This is a genomic window from Dechloromonas sp. H13 (genome assembly GCF_009469615.1).
In the GTDB taxonomy this organism is placed as follows: domain Bacteria; phylum Pseudomonadota; class Gammaproteobacteria; order Burkholderiales; family Rhodocyclaceae; genus Azonexus.
In genome coordinates this window covers 704,521-729,880 of record NZ_SSXX01000002.1, presented here as the reverse complement: position 1 = coordinate 729,880, position 25,360 = coordinate 704,521, and the positions used below count along the sequence as shown (strand labels likewise).

Annotated in this window: 26 protein-coding genes and 1 riboswitch; of the genes, 16 read left to right on the top strand and 10 right to left on the bottom strand. The window is 66.5% G+C overall.

Going from position 1 to position 25,360, the window contains the following annotated elements:
* Positions 1-28: 28 nt before the first annotated feature.
* From GH660_RS08150 to GH660_RS08135, 4 genes are read left to right on the top strand one after another with little or no spacing between them, the layout of a single operon-like run.
* Positions 29-1,087 (top strand): RNA methyltransferase, encoded by a 1,059-nt coding sequence (locus tag GH660_RS08150; RefSeq protein WP_153146134.1) that lies wholly within the window; start codon positions 29-31, stop codon positions 1,085-1,087.
* Positions 1,088-1,097: 10 nt separating this feature from the next.
* Positions 1,098-1,730 carry an endonuclease III gene (gene nth / locus GH660_RS08145; RefSeq protein ID WP_153146133.1) on the top strand — a complete coding sequence of 211 codons (633 nt, stop codon included), beginning with the start codon at positions 1,098-1,100 and terminating at the stop codon, positions 1,728-1,730.
* Positions 1,727-2,749, top strand: a complete 1,023-nt coding sequence (locus GH660_RS08140) for an FIST C-terminal domain-containing protein (RefSeq protein ID WP_194266254.1) — start codon at positions 1,727-1,729, stop codon at positions 2,747-2,749. The genes nth and GH660_RS08140 overlap by 4 nt, the downstream gene beginning before the upstream one ends.
* Positions 2,742-3,173 carry a DUF1841 family protein gene (locus GH660_RS08135; RefSeq protein WP_153146131.1) on the top strand — a complete coding sequence of 144 codons (432 nt, stop codon included), beginning with the start codon at positions 2,742-2,744 and terminating at the stop codon, positions 3,171-3,173. The genes GH660_RS08140 and GH660_RS08135 overlap by 8 nt, the downstream gene beginning before the upstream one ends.
* A gap of 61 nt (positions 3,174-3,234) precedes the next feature.
* Here the strand turns inward: GH660_RS08135 and GH660_RS08130 are convergent, their stop codons facing one another.
* Together GH660_RS08130 and GH660_RS08125 are read right to left on the bottom strand one after the other, a co-directional pair.
* The gene (locus GH660_RS08130) at positions 3,235-4,011 is read right to left on the bottom strand and encodes an MBL fold metallo-hydrolase (protein WP_153146130.1); all 777 of its coding nucleotides are present in this window, start codon (positions 4,009-4,011) and stop codon (positions 3,235-3,237) included.
* Positions 4,012-4,080: 69 nt separating this feature from the next.
* Positions 4,081-5,865: a GspE/PulE family protein gene (locus GH660_RS08125; protein ID WP_153146129.1), complete on the bottom strand. Its 1,785-nt coding sequence runs from the start codon at positions 5,863-5,865 to the stop codon at positions 4,081-4,083.
* Between the two features lie 134 nt (positions 5,866-5,999).
* On the opposite strand from GH660_RS08125, the gene GH660_RS08120 reads away from it, so the two are divergent.
* A complete protein-coding gene (locus tag GH660_RS08120; protein ID WP_153146128.1) occupies positions 6,000-6,590 on the top strand; it encodes a hypothetical protein in 591 nt (196 codons plus the stop codon).
* Positions 6,591-6,665: 75 nt separating this feature from the next.
* On the opposite strand, the gene GH660_RS08115 is transcribed toward GH660_RS08120, so the two are convergent.
* The 5 genes from GH660_RS08115 to GH660_RS08095 all read right to left on the bottom strand — a co-directional run bounded on the left by GH660_RS08115 (position 6,666) and on the right by GH660_RS08095 (position 11,781).
* Positions 6,666-6,875, bottom strand: a complete 210-nt coding sequence (locus GH660_RS08115; RefSeq protein WP_153146127.1) for a DUF3820 family protein — start codon at positions 6,873-6,875, stop codon at positions 6,666-6,668.
* Between the two features lie 8 nt (positions 6,876-6,883).
* A complete protein-coding gene (locus tag GH660_RS08110) occupies positions 6,884-8,683 on the bottom strand; it encodes a diguanylate cyclase (RefSeq protein WP_153146126.1) in 1,800 nt (599 codons plus the stop codon).
* Between the two features lie 249 nt (positions 8,684-8,932).
* A complete protein-coding gene (gene htpG / locus GH660_RS08105; RefSeq protein ID WP_153146125.1) occupies positions 8,933-10,849 on the bottom strand; it encodes a molecular chaperone HtpG in 1,917 nt (638 codons plus the stop codon).
* A gap of 66 nt (positions 10,850-10,915) precedes the next feature.
* Positions 10,916-11,473 (bottom strand): transcription elongation factor GreB, encoded by a 558-nt coding sequence (gene greB / locus GH660_RS08100; protein WP_153146124.1) that lies wholly within the window; start codon positions 11,471-11,473, stop codon positions 10,916-10,918.
* A complete protein-coding gene (locus tag GH660_RS08095) occupies positions 11,473-11,781 on the bottom strand; it encodes a hypothetical protein (RefSeq protein WP_153146123.1) in 309 nt (102 codons plus the stop codon). The genes greB and GH660_RS08095 overlap by 1 nt, the downstream gene beginning before the upstream one ends.
* A 66-nt stretch (positions 11,782-11,847) precedes the next feature.
* On the opposite strand from GH660_RS08095, the gene GH660_RS08090 reads away from it, so the two are divergent.
* Positions 11,848-12,069, top strand: a complete 222-nt coding sequence (locus GH660_RS08090) for a YdcH family protein (RefSeq protein WP_153146122.1) — start codon at positions 11,848-11,850, stop codon at positions 12,067-12,069.
* 49 nt (positions 12,070-12,118) lie between these two features.
* On the opposite strand, the gene GH660_RS08085 is transcribed toward GH660_RS08090, so the two are convergent.
* The 3 genes from GH660_RS08085 to GH660_RS08075 are packed head-to-tail and all read right to left on the bottom strand — an operon-like array spanning position 12,119 to position 13,927.
* Positions 12,119-12,262: a hypothetical protein gene (locus tag GH660_RS08085; RefSeq protein ID WP_153146121.1), complete on the bottom strand. Its 144-nt coding sequence runs from the start codon at positions 12,260-12,262 to the stop codon at positions 12,119-12,121.
* A gap of 1 nt (position 12,263) precedes the next feature.
* Complete coding sequence (locus GH660_RS08080) at positions 12,264-13,274, bottom strand: inorganic phosphate transporter (RefSeq protein ID WP_153146120.1); 1,011 nt, start codon at positions 13,272-13,274, stop codon at positions 12,264-12,266.
* Between the two features lie 14 nt (positions 13,275-13,288).
* A complete protein-coding gene (locus tag GH660_RS08075) occupies positions 13,289-13,927 on the bottom strand; it encodes a DUF47 domain-containing protein (RefSeq protein ID WP_153146119.1) in 639 nt (212 codons plus the stop codon).
* A 79-nt stretch (positions 13,928-14,006) separates the two neighbouring features.
* On the opposite strand from GH660_RS08075, the gene GH660_RS08070 reads away from it, so the two are divergent.
* From GH660_RS08070 to GH660_RS08025, 10 genes are all read left to right on the top strand, one after another.
* A complete protein-coding gene (locus GH660_RS08070; RefSeq protein WP_153146118.1) occupies positions 14,007-14,339 on the top strand; it encodes a hypothetical protein in 333 nt (110 codons plus the stop codon).
* 26 nt (positions 14,340-14,365) lie between these two features.
* Entirely contained in the window at positions 14,366-15,415 is a 1,050-nt protein-coding gene (locus tag GH660_RS08065) for an aldo/keto reductase (protein WP_153146117.1), read from the top strand.
* The gene (locus GH660_RS08060) at positions 15,412-16,206 is read left to right on the top strand and encodes a ferritin-like domain-containing protein (protein ID WP_153146116.1); all 795 of its coding nucleotides are present in this window, start codon (positions 15,412-15,414) and stop codon (positions 16,204-16,206) included. The genes GH660_RS08065 and GH660_RS08060 overlap by 4 nt, the downstream gene beginning before the upstream one ends.
* Before the next feature lie 200 nt (positions 16,207-16,406).
* Positions 16,407-18,200, top strand: coding sequence for a DEAD/DEAH box helicase (locus GH660_RS08055; protein ID WP_153146115.1), 1,794 nt, complete (start codon positions 16,407-16,409; stop codon positions 18,198-18,200).
* A 217-nt stretch (positions 18,201-18,417) separates the two neighbouring features.
* Positions 18,418-18,633: a hypothetical protein gene (locus GH660_RS08050; protein WP_153146114.1), complete on the top strand. Its 216-nt coding sequence runs from the start codon at positions 18,418-18,420 to the stop codon at positions 18,631-18,633.
* Positions 18,617-19,069 (top strand): hypothetical protein, encoded by a 453-nt coding sequence (locus GH660_RS08045; RefSeq protein ID WP_153146113.1) that lies wholly within the window; start codon positions 18,617-18,619, stop codon positions 19,067-19,069. The genes GH660_RS08050 and GH660_RS08045 overlap by 17 nt, the downstream gene beginning before the upstream one ends.
* A gap of 71 nt (positions 19,070-19,140) precedes the next feature.
* Complete coding sequence (locus GH660_RS08040; protein ID WP_153146112.1) at positions 19,141-20,418, top strand: DUF2325 domain-containing protein; 1,278 nt, start codon at positions 19,141-19,143, stop codon at positions 20,416-20,418.
* A 49-nt stretch (positions 20,419-20,467) separates the two neighbouring features.
* Positions 20,468-20,668: riboswitch (cobalamin riboswitch) on the top strand.
* A gap of 150 nt (positions 20,669-20,818) precedes the next feature.
* Positions 20,819-23,578, top strand: a complete 2,760-nt coding sequence (locus tag GH660_RS08035; protein ID WP_228276405.1) for a ribonucleoside-diphosphate reductase subunit alpha — start codon at positions 20,819-20,821, stop codon at positions 23,576-23,578.
* The gene (locus tag GH660_RS08030) at positions 23,569-24,687 is read left to right on the top strand and encodes a ribonucleotide-diphosphate reductase subunit beta (protein WP_228276404.1); all 1,119 of its coding nucleotides are present in this window, start codon (positions 23,569-23,571) and stop codon (positions 24,685-24,687) included. Before GH660_RS08035 ends, GH660_RS08030 begins: the two co-directional genes overlap by 10 nt.
* Complete coding sequence (locus GH660_RS08025) at positions 24,684-25,142, top strand: GNAT family N-acetyltransferase (protein ID WP_153146111.1); 459 nt, start codon at positions 24,684-24,686, stop codon at positions 25,140-25,142. The genes GH660_RS08030 and GH660_RS08025 overlap by 4 nt, the downstream gene beginning before the upstream one ends.
* Positions 25,143-25,360: the final 218 nt, after the last annotated feature.

The following is a 25,360-nucleotide window of genomic DNA, read 5'->3' as shown; positions in this document are numbered from 1 at the left end:
GCCGCCGGCCCGCCCGCCTTCGCGCGCCATGCGCATCGAACAACTCCGCCACAAACTGCAGGCGGCCGGCGCCCTGCCCTGCCACGAAGCGCGCGTGCTGCGCGCGTGGACCGCGGCCCGGCCACTGGCCGCCGGCACCCGCCGCCAGCGCGCCGAAGACTACCTGCCGCTGGCGCTGCGCACCGCCCTGCCCGGGCTCGAAGCGGAACTGCGCAACCTCGCCCGCCTGCGTTCCGCCCACCCCGGCGCCGATGGCTCGGAACGGCTACTGGTCGAACTCGCCGACGGCCAGACCGTCGAGAGCGTGCTGCTACCGCGCGACGGCGTCTGCGTTTCCAGCCAGGTCGGCTGCGCGGTCGGCTGCCAGTTCTGCATGACCGGGCGCGACGGCCTGCTGCGCCAGGTCGAGAGCGCCGAGATCGTCGCCCAGGTCGTCCTTGCGCGCGCCCGGCGCACGGTGAAGCGCGTCGTCTTCATGGGCATGGGCGAGCCGGCGCACAACCTCGACAACGTCCTCGACGCCATCGATCTGCTCGGCACCGCCGGCGGCATCGGGCACAAGAACCTGGTCTTCTCGACGGTCGGCGATTACCGCGTTTTCGAGCGTCTACCGCAGCAGCGCGTCGTGCCGGCGCTGGCCCTGTCGCTGCATTCGACCAATCCCGAACTGCGCGCCCGCCTGCTGCCCAAGGCGCCGCGCATCGATCCCGAGGAACTGGTCGAACTAGGCGAACGCTACGCACGCACCACCGGCTACCCGATCCAGTACCAATGGACGCTGCTCGCAGGCATCAACGACAGCGACGAGGAAATGGACGGCATCGTCCGCCTGCTGACCGGCAAGTACGCGATCATGAACCTGATCCCCTACAACACGGTCGACGCCCTCGCCTTCCGCCGCCCGCCCGGCGAGCGGGCCGCCGAACTGGTACGCAGCCTGCATCGCCGGCGCATCCTGACCAAGCTGCGCGATTCGGCCGGCCAGGACGTCGACGGCGGCTGCGGGCAGTTGCGGGCGCGCGCGCAATTCGCCGACGAACGGCCGCGGCGGCGCCCCGCCAGCATCCCGCTGGCCGTCGTGTCCTGAACCTGCCACCATGAAAAAAGCCGACATCGCCGAGTTCTACGCCCGCCTGCGCGCCGCCAACCCGGCGCCGGCGACCGAGCTCGAATACGCCTCGCCCTTCCAGCTGCTGGTCGCCGTCATCCTCTCCGCGCAAGCGACCGACGTCGGCGTCAACAAGGCGACGGCCCGGCTCTTTCCCGTCGCCCCGACGCCGGCCGCCATGGCGGCACTCGGCGAGGAAGGGCTGACCGAATACATCAGGACCATCGGGCTGTTCCGGACCAAGGCGAAGAATGTCATCGCCACCTGCCGCATGCTGCTCGAACGGCACGGCGGCGAGGTTCCCGAGGACCGCGCGGCACTCGAGGCGCTGCCCGGCGTCGGCCGCAAGACGGCCAACGTGGTGCTCAACACCGCCTTCGGCCACCCGACCATCGCCGTCGATACGCACATCTTCCGGGTCGGCAACCGCACCGGGCTGGCGCCCGGCAAGACCGTCGACGAGGTCGAAAAAAAGCTGCTGCGCGTGACGCCGGACGAGTTCAGGCGGGATGCCCACCACTGGCTGATCCTGCACGGCCGCTACGTGTGCAAGGCGCGCAAGCCGGATTGCGGATGCTGCGTCGTGTTCGACCTCTGCGCCTACAAGGGCAAGACGGCGTGAAGGTCGCCAGCTGCCTGGTCAGCGGCCGCCAGCCGGCGCCCGAGCTGGCGGCCACCGCCGTCCGCGAGGCGCTGGCGCGCGCCGGCTGCGAACGCGCGGCCGGCGTTCTCCTCTTTCTCACCCGCGACTTCGCGCACCACGCACAGCCGGCCGTCGTCGCCGCCGCCCGTGCCGCCGGCACCCTGGAGGTCGCCGGTTGCACCGCCTACGGCCTGCTCAGCGATGGCGGCTGGCTGCTCGACGACGCCGGCGCCGCGGCACTGGTCATCGCGCCGGACGAAGCGGCGCCGGCGGCGGTGCCGGATGCCCCGCTGCTGTCGTTCACCGGCCACCACACCCTGCCCTACGACTGGCAGGCCGGCCCGCCGCGCGCCGGCCTGCTCGATGCCGACGCCGCCGCCTGGGCGCACGGCCGGCTGTCCGACGACACCTGCGCTGCCGCCCGCCTGCCCGGCGTGCAGGCACGGCTGGCCTGTTCGTTGGGCCTGCGCCTGTTGAGCGGGGAACTCACGGTCGATGCCGTCAACGGCTACGACGTGCAGCGCATCGGCGGGCAAGCCGCCAGCGCCAGCCTGCAGCGCTGCCTGCCGGCCGATGCGCGCAACAATCCGCCGCTGCACCAGCTCGTTGTCGTCCGCCAGCCCGGGATGCCGGCCCTGCCCATCCTCACCGCCAACGGCGACGGCTCGCTGACGCTGGCCGCCCCCCTGCTCCCCGGCGAACCGGTGCGCTGGGCCATGCGCCAGCCGCTGGCGACGGAACAGGACATGCGGCAGTCGCTGCTGGCTGCGGTCAACCCCGAAACAAGGCCGGATTTCGCCGTCATGTTCTCCTGCCTCGGCCGCGGCCCGCTGTTCTACGGCGACGACGACCGCGACCTGCTGGCTTTCCGCGAGCAGTTTCCCGGCGTGCCGCTGGTCGGCGCCTACGGCAGCGGCCAGATCGCGCCGGTCGGCGGCGAAAATCGCCTGTTCCAGAACGCCGTCGTCACCCTGTTATACGAAAGCGCCCATGTTTAATCCCTCCCGCGACCAGGTCCGCCGGTTTTTCTGCGACGCCTGGAAGAAGCACCAGGAACGCCTGCCGCTGGTCGGTGCCGAAGTCACCGCCGCCGACATCGCCGCCCGCCATCCCGAATACCACGCGCTGCTGAACGATCCCGAGCAGGCGGTCGAGCACGACTGGACGCCGGAGAGCGGACAGATGAATCCCTTCCTGCACCTGTCGCTGCACCTGGCAATTCACGAGCAGGTCAGCATCGACCAGCCGCCGGGCATCCGCGCCGCGTTCGAGGCCCTGCGCGCGCGCCTCGACCCGCACGCAGCCGAGCACGTCATCCTCGAATGCCTGGGCGAAACGATCTGGCGGGCGCAGCGCCAGGGGGGGCAGATGGATGCGCTGGCCTACGTAGACGCCGTGCGGCGCAAGGCCAGCCTGATCTGAGACCGCCGGTTGCGGTCGACGTGTCCGGGAGGCGGAAATTCATCCGCCCCGCCGGAGAGGATCAGCTACGCGGCAGCGCGTAGCTGTCCTGCGTCATCAGGTCGACGCCGCACTCGAGGCGCTCGATCCAGTTGATGAACTTGTTGACGGCATCCTTGCCGACGAAGCGGTTGCCGTGCTGCGGGACGATCTGCTCGATGTCGAGCTGGCGCACCATGTTCGCCCAGTACTTGCAGATCTTGCCGGAGACGATGTAGCGCTTGTGGAAGCCTTCCATGTACTTGACGTGGCTGTCGAAGTCGGTGACCGGCTCGCCGGCGCTCGCGGAGTTCACGATGGACGCCCCGAGGTCGCCGGAGAACAGGATCTTGGCCACCGGATCGTAGAACTGGAAGTTGCCCTCGGCATGCATGAAGTGCGCCGGCAGGGCGGCGATCTTGCACTGACCGAGCGGAATCAGCACGCCTGGATCCGGGATGCCGATGATGCGTTCGGAAACATCCTTGCCGGTCGTGAAGTGCGGCACGAAGCGCGTCCACAGGCTGGAAATCATGACCTTGCAATGCGAGGCGACGAACCACTTGTTGACCGAGGCGATGATGTCGGGGTCGGGGTGCGAGGCGAAGATGTAGTCGAGATCCTTGGACGAGAAATACTTCTGCATGTCCATCAGCAGGCCGGTATAGGTCATCGTGCCGCCCGGATCGATCAGCGCGCCGTGGCCGTTGTCGACAATCAGGAACTGGTTGCACTGGACCGCACCGGTGGTCTTTTCATCGACCAGATCGTAGAAGGCGTGGACGATGTGCTTGCCATCGTTGAACAACTCGACTGCCATGATTTCTCCCCCCAGAAAATTGGGCGCAATTATCCGCCCCCGAGCCGATTCTGACCAGCATCAATCGCGTTATTGTTCGTCGCCGGGCGGTGCCACCTTGACCACTTCGTCGAGCGAGGTCAGCCCCTGCGCCACCTTCAGCGCGCCGGAGATGCGCAGCGGGCGCATGCCTTCGCGGCAGGCGAGGTCGCGCAGGGTCGCGATGTCGGCATTGGGCCGCACGTGCTTGCGCAGTTCGGGCGAGTTGAGCAGGACTTCGTAGATGCCGACGCGCCCGCTGTAGCCGGTCATGCGGCACTCCAGGCAGCCGACCGGTTGATGCAGCTGCACCGGTTCGTTCGATTTCCACGGCGCCACCAGCTGCCGCCAGGCGGCCTTCTGGTCCTCGCTGATCGGCACCGGCTTCTTGCAGTGCGGGCACAGCGTCCGCACCAGGCGCTGGGCCATGACGCCGAGCACCGTCGAGTTGATCAGGTAGGCCGGCACGCCGAGGTCGAGCAGGCGGGTGATGGCCGAGGGCGCGTCGTTGGTATGCAGGGTGGACAGCACGAGGTGCCCGGTCAACGCCGCCTGGATCGCCATTTCTGCAGTTTCCAGGTCGCGGATTTCGCCGATCATGATGATGTCGGGATCCTGCCGCATCAGCGCCCGCACGCCGTCGGCGAAGCCGAGGTCGATGTTGTGCTGGACCTGCATCTGGTTGAACGCCGGCTCGACCATCTCGATCGGGTCCTCGATGGTGCACACGTTGACCTCGGGCGTCGCCAGCTGCTTCAGCGTCGTGTACAGCGTCGTCGTCTTGCCCGAACCGGTCGGCCCGGTGACCAGGATGATGCCGTTGGGCGTCGTCGTCATCTGCTGCCAGCGCGTCTCGTCGTCCTTCGAAAAGCCGAGCGAGCGCAGGTCGCGGACCAGCACCTCGGGGTCGAAGATGCGCATCACCAGCTTCTCGCCGAAGGCTGTCGGCAGCGTCGACAGGCGCAGCTCGACCTCCTGTCCGCCCGGTGTCCGCGTCTTGACCCGGCCATCCTGCGGACGGCGCTTCTCGATCACGTCCATGCGCCCGAGCAGCTTGATGCGGCTGGTCATCGCGTTCATCACCGCCATCGGGATCTGGTACACCTGATGCAGCACGCCGTCGATGCGGAAACGGACGATGCCGACATCGCGCCGGGGCTCAATGTGGATGTCCGAGGCGCGCTGGTCGAAAGCGTACTGCCACAGCCAGTCGACGATGTGGATGATGTGCTGGTCGTTGGCGTCGAACTGGCGGTTGCCCTTGCCCAGCTCGACCAGCTGTTCGAAGCTCGACAGCCCGGCCGTCACCTCGCCCCTCGCCGCCGCCTTCTTGACCGACTTGGCGAGGTTGAAGAATTCCACCAGGTAGCGGGAAATATCCTCCGGGTTGGCCATGACCCGGCGGATTTCCTTGCGCAGGATGTGCTGCAGTTCCGGCAGCCATTCGCGGACGAAGGGCTCGGCGGTGGCGATGACGATCTCGCGCGTCGTCACCTGCACCGGCAGGATGGAAAAGCGCCCGGCATAAGCGCTCGACATGACTTCGGCGACGCCGGTGAAATCGATCTTGAGCGGGTCGATGTGCAGATAGTCGAGGCCGGTCTTGCCGGCCAGCCACTCGGTCAGGTTCTCCAGGGTGAGCAGGCGAGCCGGCTGACCGGGCGGGCGCCATTTCTGGTCGGCGATGACGACCAGCGGATGTTCCCGGGCGCTGTGCAGGCGCCGCTCGACTTTCAGCGCCTCGGCCGTTTCGCGCTCGACGAGGCCGTCGCCGACCATCCAGTCGAGCACTTCCGAAAGCGCCAGGCGGTGCTCGTGCACGTTGATTTCGTTCATGCGGCGGACTATATCATGTCATACGTAACGCTTTGTAAGCCCCGCCCGGGGCGGTAGCACTCATTTACAATTGGTCGCGGCCGGCCGCCGGCAGGCGCCTAGAATGAAGACGAAACAACCACAAGGAGATGATCATGAAAACCCGCTTGATGATGATTGGCAGTGCGTTGATGGCTTCCCTGATCTGTCTGCCGGCGCTGGCCCAGCCCGCGCAAGGCATGGGACCCGGGATGGGCGGCATGGGAATGAGCGGCATGGGGCCGGGCATGGGACCCGGGATGGGGCCGGGTATGGGCGGCCCCGGCGCCGGCATGGGGCCGCGCGGCGCCGGCCCGCGTGCCCCGCGCGACTGCGCCCAGACCGCCAACCCGGAAGCGTGCAAGGCACATCAGGCGGCGCGCGAACAGGCGCGCGAAGCGTGCAAGGACAAGTTCGGTCCCGACCGCCGGCAGTGCCTGCACGAGCAGATGCAGAACTTCGATTGCGCCAGGGCGGCCAACCCGCAGCAGTGCGAAGCGCGCAAGAAGGTCTACCAGGAATGCAAGGGCCAGACCGGCCCCGCCTTCCGCCAGTGCGTGCAGCAGAAGATGCCGCCCGCCGACTGCAGCAAGGCCGTCGATCCGCAGCGTTGCGAAATGGTCCAGAAGGCCCGCGAAGCATGCAAGGACAAGGTCGCTGCACCTGATTACATGGCCTGCCTGCGCGCCCAGTTCGGCGTGAAATGAGTGGACGGGGCGCTGCCTGACAGCGCCCCTCCTTTTGGCCCCTGACGGGCCGGTCGACCGCGACAGGCGGTCCTTTCAGCGCCGCAGGGGCCGCAGCAGGTCGCGCAGACCGTTGTGGTCGATTTCGTGCATCAGGGACAACAGGCGCCCCAGTTCGCCGGGCGGAAACCCGGCACGGGCAAGCCAGTTGAGATAATGCCCCGGCAGATCGGCCAGCACCCGGCCCCGATACTTTCCGAACGGCATGACGACCACCAACAGTCGCGCAAGTGCGGCCTCCTCCATGCAGCCTGCTAGGCCCCGAAGCCGCCCTCGCCGGCCGGCGGCGTGCAGTCACAGGCGGGGCACAGCTCTCGGCAGCCGGCGGCATCCTCCCCGATCAGCAGGCATTCGAGGACGACCCGGTCGCGTCCTTCGTTCTTCGCCCGGTACAGCGCGGTATCGGCACAGTGGATGATGGCGTCTAGGTTGGCCTGCGGATCGGCGAACACCCCGCCGATGCTGACCGTCAGCGGCAACCTGATCTCCCCGCAGACGATTGGTTGCGAGCGTATCGCCCCGAGCAGCTTGTCGGCGACCGCCTGTAGTTCCCCGAGATGCTTCAGGCCGGGGAGCGCCACCAGGAACTCCTCGCCGCCCCAGCGCGCCAACAGGTCGTAATCGCGCACCATGTGCTGGAGCATCCCGGCGACGGCGACCAGCGCCTGGTCGCCCACGGCATGGCCATGGGTATCGTTGATGGCCTTGAAATAGTCGACATCGACGATCAACAGGCCCATCAGGGTCCCCGCGCGCGCCAGGCGGTTGCGCTCCACCTCCAGCCGGGACATCATGCCGCGCCGGTTCATGACGCCGGTCAGGAAATCGGTCTGCGCCATGCGTTCCAGCTTTTCGGTACGCTCGGCCACTTCCCGCTCGAGTTCCTCGGTATGGCAGGCAATGCGTTCCGACATGGTCCTGAAGGTCTGCGTCAGGCGGCCGATTTCGTCGCCGGAGCGATCCTCGGGAATGTCCACCCGGTGACCGCTGTCGCCAAAGGCCTTGGCCAGCGCATCCAGCCGTACCACACGGCTGACCACGGTTTTCTGCAGAATGAGGAGCGCGGCGAGGAGTACGAGATTGAGCGCCACGATCAGCAGAAGCACCGCCGAAGCAAGGCCATTGCCGCCGACAGCGGCGGTCGGCGGCGTCATGGTCAGGATGAACCACTGGATTTCGGGCAGCCAGGTCAGGCCGATCAACTGACGCCGCCCCTGAACGACCAGATCCAGCGCCTCGACCTCGCTCCTGCCTCCGACCAGCGCGGCCATGGCCCGCTGCAGCGCCGCCTCGTCCTCCGGCCGGTCGAGGAGGTTGAAAACGGTGTTCTGGGCCTCCTTGCCTGCAGCCTTGCGCGCGGAGGCGAAGTCGATCATCGTCACGTCCTGATGGCCCTGGATGGCCCCGTGGCGGTCGAAAAACACCGTCATGACTCCGGGCAGATCGCTGCTGACCACGCCGTTGATGAAATCGGTAAGGTCGAGCCCGCTGCAGGCGATCGCCGCCGGTTTACCCAGCGCATCATGGACGATGGTGTTGATCCACACCTTGGTCAGCCGGGTATGGCGGTCGGTGTCGATGTTCAGTTGGGTGGTCCTGCCGCCCTTCAGCGTCAGGTAGAACCAGGCATCCTTGGCAATGCTCGGACTGACGGTATAGCGCGGCAAGTACAGGTTCGCGCCGCCACGGGCGTCGTTGTAGTAATAGTTGCCGGATCCGGCGAACACGAAGCAGTAGCTGCGGTCGCGCAGAAACTCGCGGTATTCCTCCAGTTCGCTGATCGCGGCACGGGCGATCTGCGGATTGGCCTCGTCCGCCAGCCAGGCCCTGAGCACCTGGGAGGTGGCCATTTTCTGGACCAGGGTGACTTCGCGGGTGACCATGCCGAGGACACGGCTCTTTTCGTAAAGCACGTTGCGCTCGGCGAAACGCTGGCCGAACACCGTCACCATTTCACCGGAATACCAGGCATAGAAGCGGTAGCCGGCCACGCCCCCGAGCACCGCCACGCAGGCGAGTAGCAGCAGGAAATGCAGGCGGAGACCGAATCTCATTGGGGCATGCGCATGTCGTTATTGGTTTGAACGCCGGATTTTAATTGACTTTGGCCGCCGCCATGCGCCCCATTGAAGACAATGGAAGAACAACGGGGGCATACCCGCCCCCGTATCGTCGAGGCCGCGCCGCGCTGAATGCCGCGCCCTTTTCAGGAATATTGGGCGAATGGCATTTGCAGCCGGGCGGTGGCCTGCATTTTTGCCCGGTTTGTCGCGTCGACCGCGACAAACCGGAAAACCGGCGCCTTACTTGCCCGACAGCGCCATCATCAGGTCGTTGATGCGCTTGACGAAGCCCGCCGGGTCGTCGAGTTGGCCGCCTTCGGCCAGGGTGGCCTGTTCGAAGAGCAGCGCCGCCCAGTCGGCGAAACGGCTTTCCTCGTACTTCAGACGCATCACCGCCGGGTGCTGCGGGTTGATCTCGAGGATCGGTTTGGTCGTCGGCATCGGCTGGCCGGCGGCCTTCATCAGGCGCGCCAGGTTGCCGGAAGGGTCGTGCTCGTCGGCGACCAGGCAGGCCGGCGAATCGGTCAGGCGATGCGTGATGCGCACGTCCTTGACCTTGTCGCCGAGCGACGTCTTGACCTTGTCCAGCAGTTCCTTGTACTCGTCGGCGGCCTTTTCGGCTTCCTTCTTCTCGGCTTCGTCTTCCAGCTTGCCGAGGTCCAGTCCGCCCTTGGCGACCGATTGCAGGGGCTTGCCGTCGAACTCGGTCAGGTGGCCGACCACCCACTCGTCGACACGATCGGACAACAGCAGCACTTCGATGCCCTTCTTGCGGAAGATTTCCAGGTGCGGGCTGTTCTTCGCCGCGTTGAAGGTGTCCGCGGTGACGTAATAAATCTTCTCCTGGCCTTCCTTCATGCGGCCGATGTAGTCGGCCAGCGAGACAGTCTGTTCCGGCGTATCGTTGTGCGTGGAAGCGAAGCGGATCAGGCCGGCGATTTTTTCCTTGTTGGCGAAATCCTCGCCGACGCCTTCCTTGAGTACGGCGCCAAAGGCTTCCCAGAACTTGGCGTACTTCTCCTTGTCGTTCTCGGCCAGGTCTTCAAGCATGCCGAGCACCTTGCGCGTGCAGCCACTGCGGATGCCGTCGATGTCCTTGCTCTGTTGCAGGATTTCACGCGACACGTTGAGCGGCAGGTCGGACGAATCGACCACCCCGCGCACGAAGCGCATGTAGAGCGGCATCAGCTGCTCGGCATCGTCCATGATGAAGACGCGGCGCACGTAGAGCTTGATGCCGTGGCGGGCGTTGCGGTCCCACAGGTCGAACGGGGCGCGGGCCGGGATGTAGAGCAGTTGCGTGTATTCCTGCTTGCCCTCGACGCGGGCGTGGGTCCATGCCAGCGGGTCCTCGAAATCGTGGGCGACATGCTTGTAGAACTCCTTGTACTGCTCGTCGCTGATGTCCGACTTGCTGCGCACCCACAGCGCGTTGGCCTGGTTGACGGTTTCGTCCTCGTCGGTCGTCACCTGCTCGCCCTTCTCCTGGTTCCATTCCTCCTTCTTCATCAGGATCGGCAGCGTGATGTGGTCCGAATACTTGCGGATGATGGACTTCAGCTTCCAGCTGCTGAGGAGCTCGTCCTCGCCTTCGCGCAGGTGCAGCGTGACGTCGGTGCCGCGGCCGTCCTTCTCGACCATCTCGACGGTGTAGTCGCCCTCGCCGCCGGATTCCCACTTGACAGCCTGACCGGCCTCGACGCCGGCGCGGCGGGAAACCACCGTGACCTTGTCGGCGACGATGAAGGACGAATAGAAACCGACGCCGAACTGGCCGATCAGGTGGGCATCCTTGGCCTGGTCGCCGGTCAGCGCCGAGAAGAATTCACGGGTGCCGGACTTGGCGATGGTGCCGAGGTGCGCGATCGCCTCGTCGCGGCTGAGGCCGATGCCGTTGTCGGAGATGGTGACGGTGCGCGCCGCCTTGTCGAACGAGACGCGAATCTTCAGCTCGCCGTCGTCGCCATAGAGGGCAGCGTTGTTGAGCGCCTCGAAGCGCAGCTTGTCGCAGGCGTCGGACGCGTTGGAAATCAGCTCGCGCAGGAAGATCTCCTTGTTGCTGTACAAGGAGTGGATCATCAGTTGCAGCAGCTGCTTTACTTCGGCCTGGAACCCCAGGGTTTCGCGATTGGCGTTCGCGGTTGCGGAATCGGACATGCTTGAAACTCCCTATCGAACCAAAAAGGTGGGATGGGAGATGGGGGCGTCGCCGCGGATTTCAAGTCATTCGATGCGTCCGTAGCGCACTTCGACGATGTCGATTTCGCGGACCCCGAGCGGACTCTGGAAACGCACGGTATCGCCCTCGCGCGCCTTGATCAGCGCGCGGGCCAGCGGCGAGATCCAGCTGATGCGGCCGCGCGCGACGTCGGCTTCGTCGACGCCGACGATGGTGTAGGTGCTTTCGTTGCCGTCGGCATCGGCGACGGTGACGCAGGCGCCGAAGAAGACCTGGTCGTTGTCGCCCTGGCGCAGCGGATCGACGACTTCGGCGTTGTCGAGGCGCTTGGTCAGGAAGCGGATGCGGCGGTCGATCTCGCGCAGGCGGCGCTTGCCGTAGATGTAATCGCCGTTTTCCGAGCGGTCGCCATTGGACGCCGCCCACGCCACGACTTCGACGACGTGCGGGCGCTCACGCTTGACCAGGTGTTCGAGTTCGTCCTTGAGCCGGGCATGGCCGGCCGGCGTGATGTAGTTGCGCGTTCCCGCCGGGAGCTTCAGCGCCGGTTCGAGCTCTTCATCGTCCTCGCCTTCGCTTTCCCGGACGAACGCCTTGTTCATCAATACCCGATGCTGTAGTGCTCGACGTCGACGCGGATCAGTTCGCGCCCGAGCAACGCCGCCGTGTACTTGGCGAATTGCTCGGCCCACGTGCGCTGTTCGCGGAAACGCGCCTCGCCGGCATACTTGGCGACGCTCAGGATGCGGTCGACGGCGAGGATCTTGCCGGTCGGCGTGGCCACGTCGCACTCGAGGGCCGTAAACTCGTGGTCGAACCACTTGCGGGCCTCGTCGGCCGGCGCGCCGCCGATCAGCTTGAATTCGAATTCCTTGTCCCGACCGAACGCGATGATGACGTGATGCTGCATTTTTCCCTCCTCCCGAAACTGTTCGGGTTATTCTAGCAAAACATCGCAGCTTGCAAGGGAAACGCCATGTCCACCCAGTCGCTGAACGAGACGGAAATCGCCGATATCCGCCATCACCTGCACGAGCTTCAGGTCGAGCACCGCGACCTCGACCAGGTCATCGCCCATCTCGCCGAAAACCCGCCGCCCGACGAACTGCTGGTCCGCCGCCTGAAAAAACGCAAGCTGGCGATCAAGGACAAGATCATCCTGCTCGAGGAAATGCTGGTGCCGGACATCCCGGCTTAGGGCTTGTTCCCAGTAAGCGACGGGCTGCGCCGGCTACTGGGAACAAGCCCTAATCCCGGGACGGCGGTATGCGGAAGAAGATCCAGTAGGCGCCGCCGATCGCCGCTGCAACGGCCAGTTCCCACAGGACGGGCACCTGCCACACCGCCCCGGCCAGCACCGCCAGCAGGAGCAGGTAGCGCAGCACCTTCAAGTCACAGCACCTGGCGGCCGAGATACCAGGCCAGCGCGGCCATCGCGGCGCTGCACGGAATGGTGAGAATCCACGCCCAGACGATGCCGCCGGCGACGCCCCAGCGCACGCGCCGGGCGCCGCGCGTCGAGCCGACCCCGGCGATGGCGCCGGTGATGGTGTGCGTGGTCGACACCGGAATGCCGAGCGCCGTCGCCATGAACAGCGTGATCGCGCCGCCGCTGTTGGCGCAGAAGCCGCGCGCCTGGTTCAGCTTGGTGATGCGATTGCCCATCGTCTTGACGATGCGCCAGCCGCCGAACATGGTGCCGAGGCCCATCGCCGAGTAGCAGGCAAGCACCACCCAGCCCGGCGGCGCCGTGTCGCCGGCCTGCGAAACGCCGGCGGCGATCAGCAGCATCCAGATGATGCCGACCGTCTTCTGGGCGTCGTTGCCGCCGTGGCCGAGGCTGTAGGCCGCCGCCGAGAGCAGTTGGAAGCGGCGGAAATGCTTGTCGACCTTGCGCGGCGCCATGTTGCGGCAGAGCCAGGAGACGATCACCATCAGCGTGCCGCCGATCACGAAGCCGAGGAAGGGCGCGATGAAGATGAAGGCGATGATCTTCAGCACGCCGCCCATGATCAGGCCGCTGAAGCCGACCTTGGCCAGCGCGGCGCCGACCAGGCCGCCGATCAGGGCATGCGAGGACGACGACGGGATGCCGTAGTACCAGGTGATGACGTTCCACAGGATGGCGCCGACCAGCGCCCCGAAGATGATGTAGTAATCGACGATGGCCGGGTCGATGGTGCCCTTTCCGATGGTCCTGGCGACGGTCAGGTGGAACAGGAAATAGGCCAGGAAGTTGAAGGCCGCCGCCCAGATGACGGCCTGGAACGGCTTGAGGACGCGCGTCGAGACGATGGTGGCGATCGAGTTGGCGGCGTCGTGGAAGCCGTTCATGAAATCGAACAGCAAGGCGACGGTGACCAGGGTGATGATCGCCCCGACGCTGATGTGCAGGTTGTCCATGCTGGAAAACCCGCTCAGGAATTTTCGAGAACGATGGCTTCGACCGTTCCGGCGACATCCTTGCAGCGATCGGTGACCGATTCGAGCAGTTCGTACATTTCCTTGAGCTTGATCACCTGCCGGACGTCCGGCTCCTCGCGGAAGACCTTGGACATCGCTTCACGCAACATGCGATCGGCGTCGGACTCCAGCGCGTCGATCTCGTGGCACAGCTTGAGGATGGCCGGCGCGTTCTCCATGCTGTGCAGCAGGCGGACCAGCGCCTTGACGCGCACGCAGGACTGCTCGGTGATGTCGGCGAGCGCCTTGGCATCGGGCGGCACGTGATGGATGTCGTAGAGCGCCATCGACTCGGCGACATCCTGGATGATGTCGAGGATGTCGTCCATGCTGTTGATCAGCTGATGGATTTCATCGCGGTCGAAGGGGGTGATGAACGAGGTGTGCAGTTGGGCCAGCGTGTCGTGCGTGATCTTGTCGGCCTGGCGCTCGATGTCGTCGATCGCGTCGGCGTGACCGGCCGCCTGGCCCGGCTTGTCAACCAGCGCGCCGATCATTCCGGAAAGCTCCTTGCCTCCCCGCACGATCAACTCGGCATGCGCGTTGAACAGGTCGAAATACTTGCCCTCCCTGGGCATCAATCTTCCGAACATGACAGTCCTGTGAAGTTATTATTACGCCCGCCATTCTACCATGCACGGCCGACGCCCTCGCTTGCGGATAAAATGCAGCATGCGCCGATTCGCCTTCAGCGCGGACGCCTTCGGCGACCGCTTCGACCTCGCCGACCTGCCACTGCCCCGCCCGCCGCGCGGCTATGCCGTGCAGATGCTGGACACCGACACCCTGCTCGACCGCCATACCGGCGCCTTCCTGCCGGTTCGCGCGAGCGGCCTCGCCGGCCTGTTCGCCACCTTCGACGAGGCCTATGCCGCCGCCTGCCGCTGGGTGGAAGCACACTGCGCGACGCCGCAGGAACATCGCCTGGCCATCGTCCCCGCCGGTTTCGACGACCTCCTGCAGCGCCACGTGCTGATCTACGGCGTCCTTTGCTGTCGACCCTGAAAAGCTGCCCATTTCCGGAGAAAGCCATGTCCCGCCCGTTCAATCCCCGCCCGCTCGGCCGCAGTGACCTGATCGTTCCCGAGGTCTGCCTCGGCACCATGACCTTCGGCGAGCAGACCGGCGAGGCCGATGCCCATGCCCAGCTCGACTTCGCCCTGGCGGCCGGCGTCAATTTCATCGACACCGCCGAGATGTACGCCGTCCCGGCGCGCGCCGAAACCTGCGGCGCCTCCGAAAGCATCGTCGGCCGCTGGCTGAAGCGCCAGCAACGCGAGCGGATCGTCGTCGCGACCAAGGTCGCCGGCCCCTCGCGCAACCTCGACTGGATCCGTGGCGGCCCGCCGGCACTCGACCGCGCCAACATCCGCGCCGCCATCGACGGCTCGCTGCGCCGCCTGCAGACCGACTACATCGACCTCTACCAACTGCACTGGCCGGAGCGCAACCAGCCGATGTTCGGCCAGTGGCAGTACGACCCAACCAAGGAGCGCGCCTGCACGCCGATCCGCGAGCAGCTCGAAACGCTGGCCGAGCTGGTCGCCGCCAGCAAGGTGCGCGCCGTCGGGCTGTCCAACGAACACCCGTGGGGCGTCATGCAGTTCCTGCGCCTGGCCGACGAACTCGGCCTGCCGCGCGTCCTGTGCACGCAGAACGCCTACAACCTGCTGACCCGGACCTTCGAAACCTCGCTCGCCGAAGTCTGCCACCGCGAACAGGTCGGCCTCCTCGCCTACTCGCCGCTCGCCTTCGGCCACCTCACCGGCAAATACCTCGCCGACCCCGCCACGCCCGGCCGCATCAGCCGCTGGCCGGCGTTCGGCCAGCGCTACTCCAAGCCCAACGTCGTGCCGGCAGTCACCGCCTACGTCGCCCTCGCCCGCCGGCACGGCCTGACGCCGGCGCAGCTGGCGCTCGGCTTCGTGCGTTCACGCTGGTTCGTCAGCAGCACCATCGTCGGCGCCTCGTCGCTCGCCCAGTTGCAGGAAACGCTGCCGGCGACACAGACGCCGATGCCGCCCGAACTGCTCGCCGAGATCGACGCCATTCACCTGCGCTACACCAATCCGGCGCCATGAGCCGTTCGCTGTTCGCGGCCCTCGCTGCCGCCCTGGCGGCCACGGAAATCGGGCAAAAACTGGCGTTGACCGCAGCCGTCGCCGCCGACTGGCAGGCCGGCCGCCTCGACTGGCGGGATGCGGCGCCGGTCGTCCTCGTCTGCGGCCTTCCGGCGCGGCCGGAACTCGTCCCGCACCGCCAGGTGCCGCAACGCGGCACCAGCAGCCCGCAAGGCCGCGCCCGCCTGCTGCACGCCATCGTCCACATCGAGTTTTCGGCGATCAACCTGGCCCTCGATCATGCCGCCCGCTTCCGCGGCATGCCCGAGCAGTATTACGCCGACTGGATCGGCGTCGCCGCCGAGGAGGCCGAACACTTCATCATGCTGCGCCAGCGCCTGCAGGCGCTCGGCCACGACTATGGCGATTTCCCGGCGCACGCCGGGCTGTGGACGATGGCCGAGAAGACCGCCGGCGACGTCCTGGCGCGCATGGCGCTGGTGCCACGTCTGCTCGAAGCGCGCGGCCTCGACGCGACGCCGCCCATCCAGCGCCGGCTGGCGGCGGCCGGCGACGACGAGTCCGCCCGCCTGCTCGACGTCATCCTGCACGACGAGATCCTTCATGTCGGCCTTGGCGACCGGTGGTTCCGTACGCTCTGCGCGCAACGCGGACTCGAACCGGAAAGCACCTATCGCGACCTGTTGCGCCGCTTCGAGGCCCCCTGGCCGCAGGCCCCGATGAACGAGGCGGCGCGCCGGCAGGCCGGTTTCAGCGTCCTCGAACTGGCGGCATTGGCAGAAAAAATGTAGAATAATCAATTCAATGCGCTGATGTTTCGCCCGCAGTAACGCCGAGCAGCCCCCGGTTTTTCAGGTTCTTGTGCAGGATTCACCCCATTGATTCGTTCCCCGGCATGGCTGCGTCGGGGTCACCCAGGCCGCCCGACCTTCGGGCCAATCCGTCGCCACTTAGAACAACGTCAAGGGCGGCGAGGAAAGGAAACAGCATCATGTCGACATCTGTCGAAAGCTTTGCCGACCTCGGTCTAAGCGACACGCTTCTACAAACGCTCACCCAGATCGGCTACGAAACCCCGTCGCCGATCCAGGCCCAGTGCATCCCCGTCCTGCTCGAAGGTCACGACCTGATCGGCATGGCGCAGACCGGCACCGGCAAGACCGCCGCCTTCGCACTGCCGCTGATGGAAACCATCGACGTCAAGCTGATGAAGCCGCAGGCGCTTATCCTGACGCCAACGCGCGAACTGGCGATCCAGGTCGCCGAGGCGCTGCAGAGCTACGCCAAGAACCTGCCCGGCTTCCACGTGCTGCCGATCTACGGCGGCCAGAGCTACACCATCCAGTTGAAGCAGCTGGCGCGCGGCGCCCACGTCATCGTCGGCACGCCGGGCCGGGTCATGGACCATCTCGAGCGCAAAACGCTCAACCTCGACAATCTCAAGACCCTCGTCCTCGACGAAGCCGACGAAATGCTGCGCATGGGCTTCATCGACGACGTCGAATGGATTCTCGAGCACACGCCCGAGCAGCACCAGACCGCGCTGTTCTCGGCCACCATGCCCGAGCAGATCCGCCGTGTCGCCCAGAAATACCTGGTCGAACCGCGCGAGATCAAGATCAAGTCGGCCACCGCCACCGTCGCCGCCATCCGCCAGGTCTACTGGCAGGTGTCCGGCATGCACAAGCTCGACGCGCTGACCCGCATCCTCGAAGTCGAGGACGACTTCGACGCCGCCATCATCTTCGTCCGCACCAAGACCGCCACCGTCGAACTCGCCGACAAGCTCAACGCCCGCGGCTACGCTGCTGCGGCGCTGAACGGCGACCTCAACCAGCAGATGCGCGAACGCGTCATCGAGCAGCTGAAGTCGGGCGCGCTGGACATCGTCATCGCCACCGACGTCGCCGCGCGCGGCATCGATGTGCCGCGCATCAGTCACGTCGTGAACTACGACATCCCCTACGACACCGAGGCCTACGTGCACCGCATCGGCCGCACCGGCCGCGCCGGGCGCACCGGCAACGCCATCCTCTTCGTCGCGCCGCGCGAGATCCGCATGCTGCGTACCATCGAGCGCGCCACGCGGCAGCCGATCGCGCCGCTGACCCTGCCCAGCCGGGCCGACGTCACCAACAAGCGCGTTGCCGGCTTCAAGGAAAAGGTCGCCGAAGTGCTCAACGCCGAAGGCCTCGAGTTCTTCGCCAACATCGTCTCGCAGATCGCCGAGGAGCAGAATGTCGGCGCCGAGGAAGTCGCCGCCGCGCTGGCAATGATGGCGCAGGAAGGCAAGCCGCTGCAGATCGCCGGCGAGGACCCGCCGCCGGCGCGCCCGATGCGCGGCGACGACCGCCGCCAGGCGAGCTTCGGCGAGCGCGACGAACACCGGCCACGCTTCGGCGAACGTCCCGCCTTCCCGGACCGCGGCGGCGACAAGCCGCGCTTCGAGCGCCCGCGCGACCACGAGGATCGCCGCCAGCGCACGCCGCCCACTGGCGACATGGTGCGCTACCGCATCGACGTCGGCCGCGAGCACGGTGTCCAGGTCAAGGACATCGTCGGCGCCATCGCCAACGAAGCCGGCATCGAAAGCCGCTTCATCGGCCGCATCGCCCTCTACGAGGAATCGAGCACCATCGAGCTGCCGGCCGGCATGCCTAGCGAGGCGGCCAACGCGCTGAAGCGCACGCGCGTGCGCGGCGTGCCGATCAACCTGCGGCCGGACGAAGGCCGACCCGACAGCGCCGGCGGCGAGCGCAAGTTCAAGAAGAAGCCCAACTACTGATTCCGGGCGACGACGACAGAAAGAGCCACGGCATGATCCGTGGCTTTTTTGTACTTGCGCAACAAATGGGAATAATTCTTGTTTACATCGGATGCCGCCAGGATTAAGATGCGAACCATTCTCATCAATGAGGAATGGCTATGCAGACCCTGCTCCTGAACATCTCGCTCGCCGGCATCCTGCTCTGGTGCCTGCTGCTTGCGGTGCCGGTGTAGCGATGCCGGCCGCCGAACTCTGGGCCGGCGCCCTCAGCCTGCTGCTGATCCACAGCGAAAGCGGCTGCCCCCATTCCGCACTGAACGCAGCCCGCCTGCTCGACCGCCTCTGCGATTCGCCGGAACTCGACGAGGAAACCCGCTGCCTGTGCGAGCGGGCCAGCCAGCGCCTGACCAACAGCCGCAAACAGGAGGTGTGCCATGCTCGCCCCGCTTAAGGATCGCTCGCAGATCGAGCGCGAAATGCCGCCCCTCGGGGCCGACCCGCACATCAACCGGCTGGAAACCGAGAATCTGGCGCTCCGCCAGGCGCTGCGGCAATCCCGGCAGGCCCAGAAACGCAGCGCCGCCCTGGGCGCGCGTAAAGTGGTCGCCCAGAGCAACGAGATCAGCCGCCTGCAAAGCCTGCTTGAAGCCAGTCGCGAGCGGGTGGCGGCGCTCGAATCGGGGCAGGCGATCGTCGAACTCGGCCAGCGGCTGATGGCCCTGGGCGAAGCCAACGAGCAACTGGCCGAGGCCGCCCGCCGCGTCTGGCTGCTCGACAAGACGGTGTGCGCAGCGCACGAGGAATGCACCCGCCTGGCCCGCGAACGCGACCGGGCCATCCACTGTCTCGAAGCCAACGCCCGCGCCGGCCTCAAGGTCCTCGACTGACCGCCCTTTCGTCTTCCCCCGCCAGCTAACCGGGACACCGGCCAGCCAGCCCCTTTGCCAAGGAGCTTCCCATGTCCCAGCTACCCTTCCACGTCGCCGGCGGCCTGTTCAGGCAGTCCGGCCCCGCCCTCACCCTGCCCCGCCCGCAGGAAACCCCGACGCCCGTGCGCGGCTCGCGCCGGCGCAAGCTGTGGGAGATTCCGCACAAGTTCCATTGCCCGGTGATCGGCGTCTGCTTCGGCGTCGAGGAACTGCGCACCCTGATGTCGCGGGTCATGCACTTTCCGCGCGAAACGACCGATTTCGTCCTCCACACCACGGCGGTCGGCGCCTGCGAGGAGCGCAGCCAGCTGGCCGACATCCTGCACAAGCATCTGGAAAAGCGTTTCCAGCTCACCGTCCGCCGCTTCGCCGGCGCCCGCGACAGCGCCGGCCTGGCGGTCCTGTGGCACGAGGAAACACGACGCGGCAGCGAGATTCCGGCGGCGCTCTGGGCCTGCTGGACGCATCCGGCCTGCGATGCGCGGCTGGAGCAGGAAATCTACGGCGACATCCACATGATCCAGCACCAGATTGGCAGCGGCACACGGGCCGACCTTGCCACGCTGAAGTCGCTGCGTGCCGAGAACGCCGAACTGCGCCGCCAGCTCGACGCTGCCCGCCACGAAAGCGAAGCGATGCGCGCCGAGAAGTCGCGCGAGACGCAGGCGCTCGGCCAGCGCATCGTCGAACTGCGCGCCGACCTCGCCGGCAAGGAGGCCTGGGGCGCCAGCCTCAATGCCCGGCTCGACACCCTGCGCCAGACGCTGCCCGACCTGCGCGACCGCCAGGCGCTGGCGCGCCGGGCGCATGACGCCGAGGCGCGCGCCGGTGCGCTGGCCGCCAGCGCCGCGGCGCTGGAAGACGAGGTCATCCGCCTGCGCCGCCGCCTGGCGCTGGCCGAGGAAAACAACCCGGCACCCGGCCCTGAAAATGGCCTCGATTCGCCGGTCGACCGCGACGAGCCGGCGATCCTGGCCGGCAAGTGCGTGCTCTGCGTCGGCGGCCGCTCGGGGGCGGTCGATGCCTACCGGCAGATGATCGAGGTGCGCGGCGGCCGTTTCCTGCACCACGACGGCGGGCTGGAGGAAAGCCTGCACCGCATCGACGGCGCGCTGGCCGCCGCCGACCTGGTCATCTGCCAGGCCGGCTGCATCAGCCACAACGCCTACTGGCGGGTGAAGGAACAGTGCAAGCGCAGCGGCAAGCGTTGCCTGTTCCTGAAGTCGTCAGGGGTGACCGGGCTATCGCGCCTGATCGATGCCAGCGTGCGCGACGAAACACTACCGGTAGTTGAAAATAGCGACTGAAGCACTAGATACAGTAGCCTTTTCTTGACAGCCTGCGGGTGACGCCCATAGACTGTCTCCCGTTGATGGTTCCCCATCCGGGGATTAAAAGGGAATCCGGTGCCAGGCTGAATGCCTGAAATCCGGGGCTGCCCCCGCAACTGTCATCGGCGAGCGTTCCGCCCATCTTTGCCACTGGTCACCGACCGGGAAGGCGGCGGAAAGCGTCGAGCCGAGAGCCAGGAGACCTGCCGCAACGTCCTTCCAACCAACGATGGGGCGGGGTGTCCCTGAAAGGTCTGTGCGTGGCAGTGTTTGCATCCGTTCGTGAGCGTCGACCGCAACCGGCTTGTGCCGGGCGGCGCGGTGTCGCGTCCGGCGCGCGCTTCCGGTTCTCCGCCCCCCAAGCCGGAGAATCGTCGTGTCCCCGAACGTATTAGCGCTTTCCGCCCACAGCGTGGCGGCCCTGCAGGTCATCCGCCGCAACGGCGCCGTCGTCGACTTCCATGCCGAGAAGATCTCTGTCGCCCTGACCAAGGCCTTCCTCGCCGTCGAGGGCAGCCAGAGCGCGGTGTCGTCGCGCGTCCGCGAGGTCGTCGCCCGCCTGACCGATACCGTCGTCCGCTCGCTGACCCGCCGCCTGCCCGACGGCGGCACGGTGCATATCGAGGACATCCAGGATCAGGTCGAACTGGCGCTGATGCGCGCCGGCGAGCACGACGTGGCGCGCGCCTACGTGCTCTACCGCGAGCGGCGGGCGGCCGAGCGGGCGACGCTGGCCGTGGCGGCAGGCACGCCGACGCTGCATGTGACGGTCAACGGCGAACGCCGCCCGCTCGACATCGCCGCCCTGCTGGAAACCTGCGAAGCCGCCTGCGCCGGTCTGGGCGAAAGCGTGTCGGCGCGCACCATCCTCGACCATGCATTGAAGAACCTCTACGACGGCGTCGCGCTGGCCGACGTGCGGCAGGCGCTGATCCTCGCCGCGCGCACGCTGATCGAGCGCGAACCGGGCTATGACTACGCCACTGCCCGCCTGCTGCTGGCCAGCCTGACGGCAGAGGCAGTCGGCCATGCCGTGGCGCCGGCAGCGTCGGCTGCGGTCAACGCCGAATATCTGCCGGTTTTCATCAAGCGCGGCATCGCCGCCGAACTGCTCGACCCGCGGCTGGCCGACTTCGACCTCGACCGTCTCGCCGCCGCGCTGCAGCCCGAGCGCGACAAGCTGTTCGGCTACCTCGGCCTGCAAACCCTGTACGACCGCTATTTCCTGCACCTCGACGGCCGCCGCATCGAGACGCCGCAGATCTTCTTCATGCGCGTCGCGATGGGGCTGGCACTCAACGAGATCGACCGCGAGGCGCGCGCCATCGAGTTCTACGACCTGATCTCCGGCTTCGACTTCATGTGCTCGACGCCGACGCTGTTCAACAGCGGCACGCTGCACTCGCAGCTGTCGTCGTGCTATCTGACCACCGTCGCCGACGACCTCGACGGCATCTACCAGAGCATCAAGGAAAACGCCCTGCTCCAGAAATACGCCGGCGGGCTGGGCAACGACTGGACGCCGGTGCGCGCACTGGGCAGCCGCATCAAGGGCACCAACGGCCAGAGCCAGGGGGTGATCCCCTTTTTGAAGGTGGTCAACGACACGGCAGTCGCCGTAAACCAGGGCGGCAAGCGCAAGGGGGCGGTGTGCGCCTATCTCGAAACCTGGCACCTCGACATCGAGGAATTCCTCGAACTGCGCAAGAACACCGGCGACGAGCGCCGCCGCACGCACGACATGAACACCGCCAACTGGATTCCCGACCTGTTCATGCAGCGCGTGATCGCGGGCGGCGAGTGGACGCTGTTCTCGCCGGTCGACGTGCCCGATCTGCATGAAAAGACCGGCGCCGAATTCGTCGAAGCCTACGAGGCTTATGAAGCCCGGGCCGCCGCCGGCCAGCTCCGGCTGCACAAGAAGCTTCCCGCCGTCCAGCTGTGGCGCAAGATGCTGACCATGCTGTTCGAGACCGGGCACCCGTGGATCACCTTCAAGGACGCCTGCAACCTGCGCTCGCCGCAGCAGCACGTCGGCATCGTGCATTCGAGCAACCTGTGCACCGAGATCACGCTGAACACCTCGGATTCGGAAACGGCGGTGTGCAACCTCGGCTCGGTCAATCTACCGGCGCACCTCAAGGACGGCGCGCTGGATCAGGCCAGGCTCGCCCGCACCATCCAGACGGCCATGCGCATGCTCGACAACGTCGTGGACATTAATTTCTACGCGACGCCCAAGGCGCGCAACGCCAACCTGCGCCACCGGCCAGTCGGCCTCGGCATCATGGGTTTCGCCGACTGCCTGTACGAAATCGGCCTTTCCTACGCGTCGACCGCGGCTGTCGAATTCGCCGACCGCAGCATGGAAGCCGTCTGCTACCACGCCTATTGGGCCTCCACCGAACTCGCCCGCGAGCGCGGCCGCTATTCGAGCTTCGCCGGCAGCCTGTGGGATCGCGGCATCCTGCCGCACGAATCCATCGACCTGCTCGCAGCCCGGCGCGGCGAGGCGGTCGAGGTGAACCGTGACACCACGCTCGAATGGGCCGCGCTCAGGGAACGCATCGCGACGCACGGCATGCGCAACTCCAACTGCGTCGCCATCGCGCCGACCGCGACCATCTCCAACATCGTCGGTGTCTCGGCCAGCATCGAGCCGGCCTACCAGAACCTCTACGTCAAATCGAACCTGTCCGGCGAGTTCACCGTGGTCAACGAAGCGCTGGTGCGCGACCTCAGGGCACTCGATCTGTGGGATGAAGTGATGGTCGCCGACCTCAAGTACTTCGACGGCTCGCTGGCTCGCATCGACCGCGTGCCCGACGAACTCAAGGCGCGCTACGCCACCGCCTTCGAGATCGACCCGGTGTGGCTGATCGAAGCCGCCGCGCGCCGGCAGAAATGGATCGACCAGGCGCAATCGCTGAACCTCTACCTCGCCCTGCCCTCCGGCAAGAAGCTCGACGAAATCTACAAACTCGCCTGGAAACGCGGGCTGAAAACCACCTACTACCTGCGCACCCTGGGCGCCAGCCAGGCCGAGAAAGCCGGCGGGCGCGACGATGCAGTGGTCACCGAGGAGGCGCCGAAATTCTGCGCCATCGACGATCCGGAATGCGAGGCATGCCAATGAACGCCGCCTTCCGTTTCGACGATTGGGACACGCCGGCCACGCCGGTTGCGGTCGCCCCCGAAAAACCAGCAAAAACCGAGGTCGACCGCAACCAACCGACGCGGCTGGCCCCGATCAACGCCGCCGACAAGCGCATCGTCAATGGCCAGGCCGACATCAACCAGCTCGCCCCCTTCAAGTACCCGTGGGCCTGGGAATTCTTCCTCAAGGCCAACCGCAACCACTGGACGCCGCTGGAAATCTCCATGGCGCAGGACGTGCACGACTACCACCACAAGCTGACGAGCGCCGAGCGCCACGTTTTCGAGAACGTGCTGGCCTACCTGACGACCTCCGACATCCTCGCCATGCGCAACATCGGCCTGGCGGTCATGGAGAAGATGAGCGCGCCCGAATTGCAGATCTACCAGGCCCGGCAGGTTTACGAGGAAGCGCTGCACACCTGGACCTACCAGCACTGCATCGAAAGCCTCGGCCTCGACCAGCAGGAGATCTACAACCGCTACCGCGTCGTGCCGGCAATCCACGGCAAGATCGCGCTCGCCAACCGGCGGCTGGAAAAGGTGCTGCGCTCGGACTTCGACCTGACGGACCGCGCCAACCTGCACGAATTCGCGCTCTCCTACTTCTTCTTTGCCGTCATCTTCGAAGGCTGCTGGTTCTACAACGGTTTCACCCCGGTCTTCGCGCTGCAGCGGCGCGGCCTGATGAAGGGCGCCGCCGAGCAGTTGCAATACATCATGCGCGATGAGGTGCTGCACTGCGCCTTCGGCATCCGCGTCGTCCGGGAGCTGTTGAAGGAAGAAGACATGACGCTCGACCCGCAGGCGCTGCGCCAGTTGTGGGACGAAGCCGAAGCCGCTGAAACCGCCTACGCGGCTTTCATCCTGCGCGATCCCATCCTCGGCTACAACGCGGAACTGCACGTGCAGCAGTTCCGCTTCATCGCCAATCGCCGCGCCCGGCAAGTGGGCGTCGAGGAACCCTTCCCCGGCGCCGAAAACGTCCTGCCCTGGCTCGACGAGCAGGCCAATCTGCGCAAGGAGAAGAACTTCTTCGAGACGCGCGTCACCGAATACCAGACCGGCGGCGCGCTGGCGTGGGAGTGATCGAAAGTCCGGCGGCGCTGGCCGTCCGCCGGCTCGCGGCCGGGGATCGCGCCATCATCCTGGCGCACCTGCTGGCGCTCGACCGCGACGACCGCTACGGGCGCTTCGGCAGCGCTCTTTCGGATCATGCCATCGCCACCTATGTCGGCCGCCTGCGCCTCGATCATGACGCCGGTTTCGGCATCGTCGATGCATCCGGGCTGCTTACCGGCTTCATCCACCTCGCCGTCCACGCCCCGAGCGGCGAAATCGGCGCCAGCGTCCTGCCGGAAAGCCGCCGACAAAGGCTGGCCCGCCGGCTGTTCGCCGCCGCCTTTCGCCATGCCCGCCACCGCAGCCTCGACACCATCCACCTGGCCACCGGCCACCCGGCGGCCCTGCGCATCTGCCACACCCTCGGGCTGGCGGTCGACCTCCGCCCGACCGCGCCGCGCGCCATCGTTCGCCTGATCTAGGGCGTGCTCACAATTACCGGCGGGACTGCATCGCTTACCGTGAGCACGCCCTGAGCCCCTTCCCCACCCCACCGCAGCAACAATCGTCGCTGCGCGGCCAGCCACTCCCTTCCGGCAAATGCTTGCCGACGTTGTGCAGATGCAACATTTCCGGCCAGGCAACCGGAAGTCAGTTGACAGTCATTCTCATTAACAACAAAATGAGAGCCATTCTCGTT

Excerpts from the sequence above, each read along its gene's own strand:
- GH660_RS08095 (WP_153146123.1), bottom strand. The coding sequence starts at position 11,781 with ATGCAGCATCACGTCATCATCGCGTTCGGTCGGGACAAGGAATTCGAA.
- GH660_RS08050 (WP_153146114.1), top strand. The coding sequence starts at position 18,418 with ATGCCGGCCGCCGAACTCTGGGCCGGCGCCCTCAGCCTGCTGCTGATC.
- GH660_RS08070 (WP_153146118.1), top strand. The coding sequence starts at position 14,007 with ATGCGCCGATTCGCCTTCAGCGCGGACGCCTTCGGCGACCGCTTCGAC.
- GH660_RS08150 (WP_153146134.1), top strand. The coding sequence starts at position 29 with ATGCGCATCGAACAACTCCGCCACAAACTGCAGGCGGCCGGCGCCCTG.
- GH660_RS08125 (WP_153146129.1), bottom strand. The coding sequence starts at position 5,865 with ATGAACGAAATCAACGTGCACGAGCACCGCCTGGCGCTTTCGGAAGTG.
- GH660_RS08090 (WP_153146122.1), top strand. The coding sequence starts at position 11,848 with ATGTCCACCCAGTCGCTGAACGAGACGGAAATCGCCGATATCCGCCAT.
- greB (WP_153146124.1), bottom strand. The coding sequence starts at position 11,473 with ATGAACAAGGCGTTCGTCCGGGAAAGCGAAGGCGAGGACGATGAAGAG.
- GH660_RS08120 (WP_153146128.1), top strand. The coding sequence starts at position 6,000 with ATGAAAACCCGCTTGATGATGATTGGCAGTGCGTTGATGGCTTCCCTG.
- htpG (WP_153146125.1), bottom strand. The coding sequence starts at position 10,849 with ATGTCCGATTCCGCAACCGCGAACGCCAATCGCGAAACCCTGGGGTTC.
- GH660_RS08055 (WP_153146115.1), top strand. The coding sequence starts at position 16,407 with ATGTCGACATCTGTCGAAAGCTTTGCCGACCTCGGTCTAAGCGACACG.
- GH660_RS08040 (WP_153146112.1), top strand. The coding sequence starts at position 19,141 with ATGTCCCAGCTACCCTTCCACGTCGCCGGCGGCCTGTTCAGGCAGTCC.
- GH660_RS08135 (WP_153146131.1), top strand. The coding sequence starts at position 2,742 with ATGTTTAATCCCTCCCGCGACCAGGTCCGCCGGTTTTTCTGCGACGCC.
- GH660_RS08060 (WP_153146116.1), top strand. The coding sequence starts at position 15,412 with ATGAGCCGTTCGCTGTTCGCGGCCCTCGCTGCCGCCCTGGCGGCCACG.
- GH660_RS08115 (WP_153146127.1), bottom strand. The coding sequence starts at position 6,875 with ATGGAGGAGGCCGCACTTGCGCGACTGTTGGTGGTCGTCATGCCGTTC.
- GH660_RS08080 (WP_153146120.1), bottom strand. The coding sequence starts at position 13,274 with ATGGACAACCTGCACATCAGCGTCGGGGCGATCATCACCCTGGTCACC.
- GH660_RS08130 (WP_153146130.1), bottom strand. The coding sequence starts at position 4,011 with ATGGCAGTCGAGTTGTTCAACGATGGCAAGCACATCGTCCACGCCTTC.
- GH660_RS08045 (WP_153146113.1), top strand. The coding sequence starts at position 18,617 with ATGCTCGCCCCGCTTAAGGATCGCTCGCAGATCGAGCGCGAAATGCCG.
- GH660_RS08075 (WP_153146119.1), bottom strand. The coding sequence starts at position 13,927 with ATGTTCGGAAGATTGATGCCCAGGGAGGGCAAGTATTTCGACCTGTTC.
- GH660_RS08110 (WP_153146126.1), bottom strand. The coding sequence starts at position 8,683 with ATGAGATTCGGTCTCCGCCTGCATTTCCTGCTGCTACTCGCCTGCGTG.
- GH660_RS08065 (WP_153146117.1), top strand. The coding sequence starts at position 14,366 with ATGTCCCGCCCGTTCAATCCCCGCCCGCTCGGCCGCAGTGACCTGATC.
- GH660_RS08030 (WP_228276404.1), top strand. The coding sequence starts at position 23,569 with ATGCCAATGAACGCCGCCTTCCGTTTCGACGATTGGGACACGCCGGCC.
- nth (WP_153146133.1), top strand. The coding sequence starts at position 1,098 with ATGAAAAAAGCCGACATCGCCGAGTTCTACGCCCGCCTGCGCGCCGCC.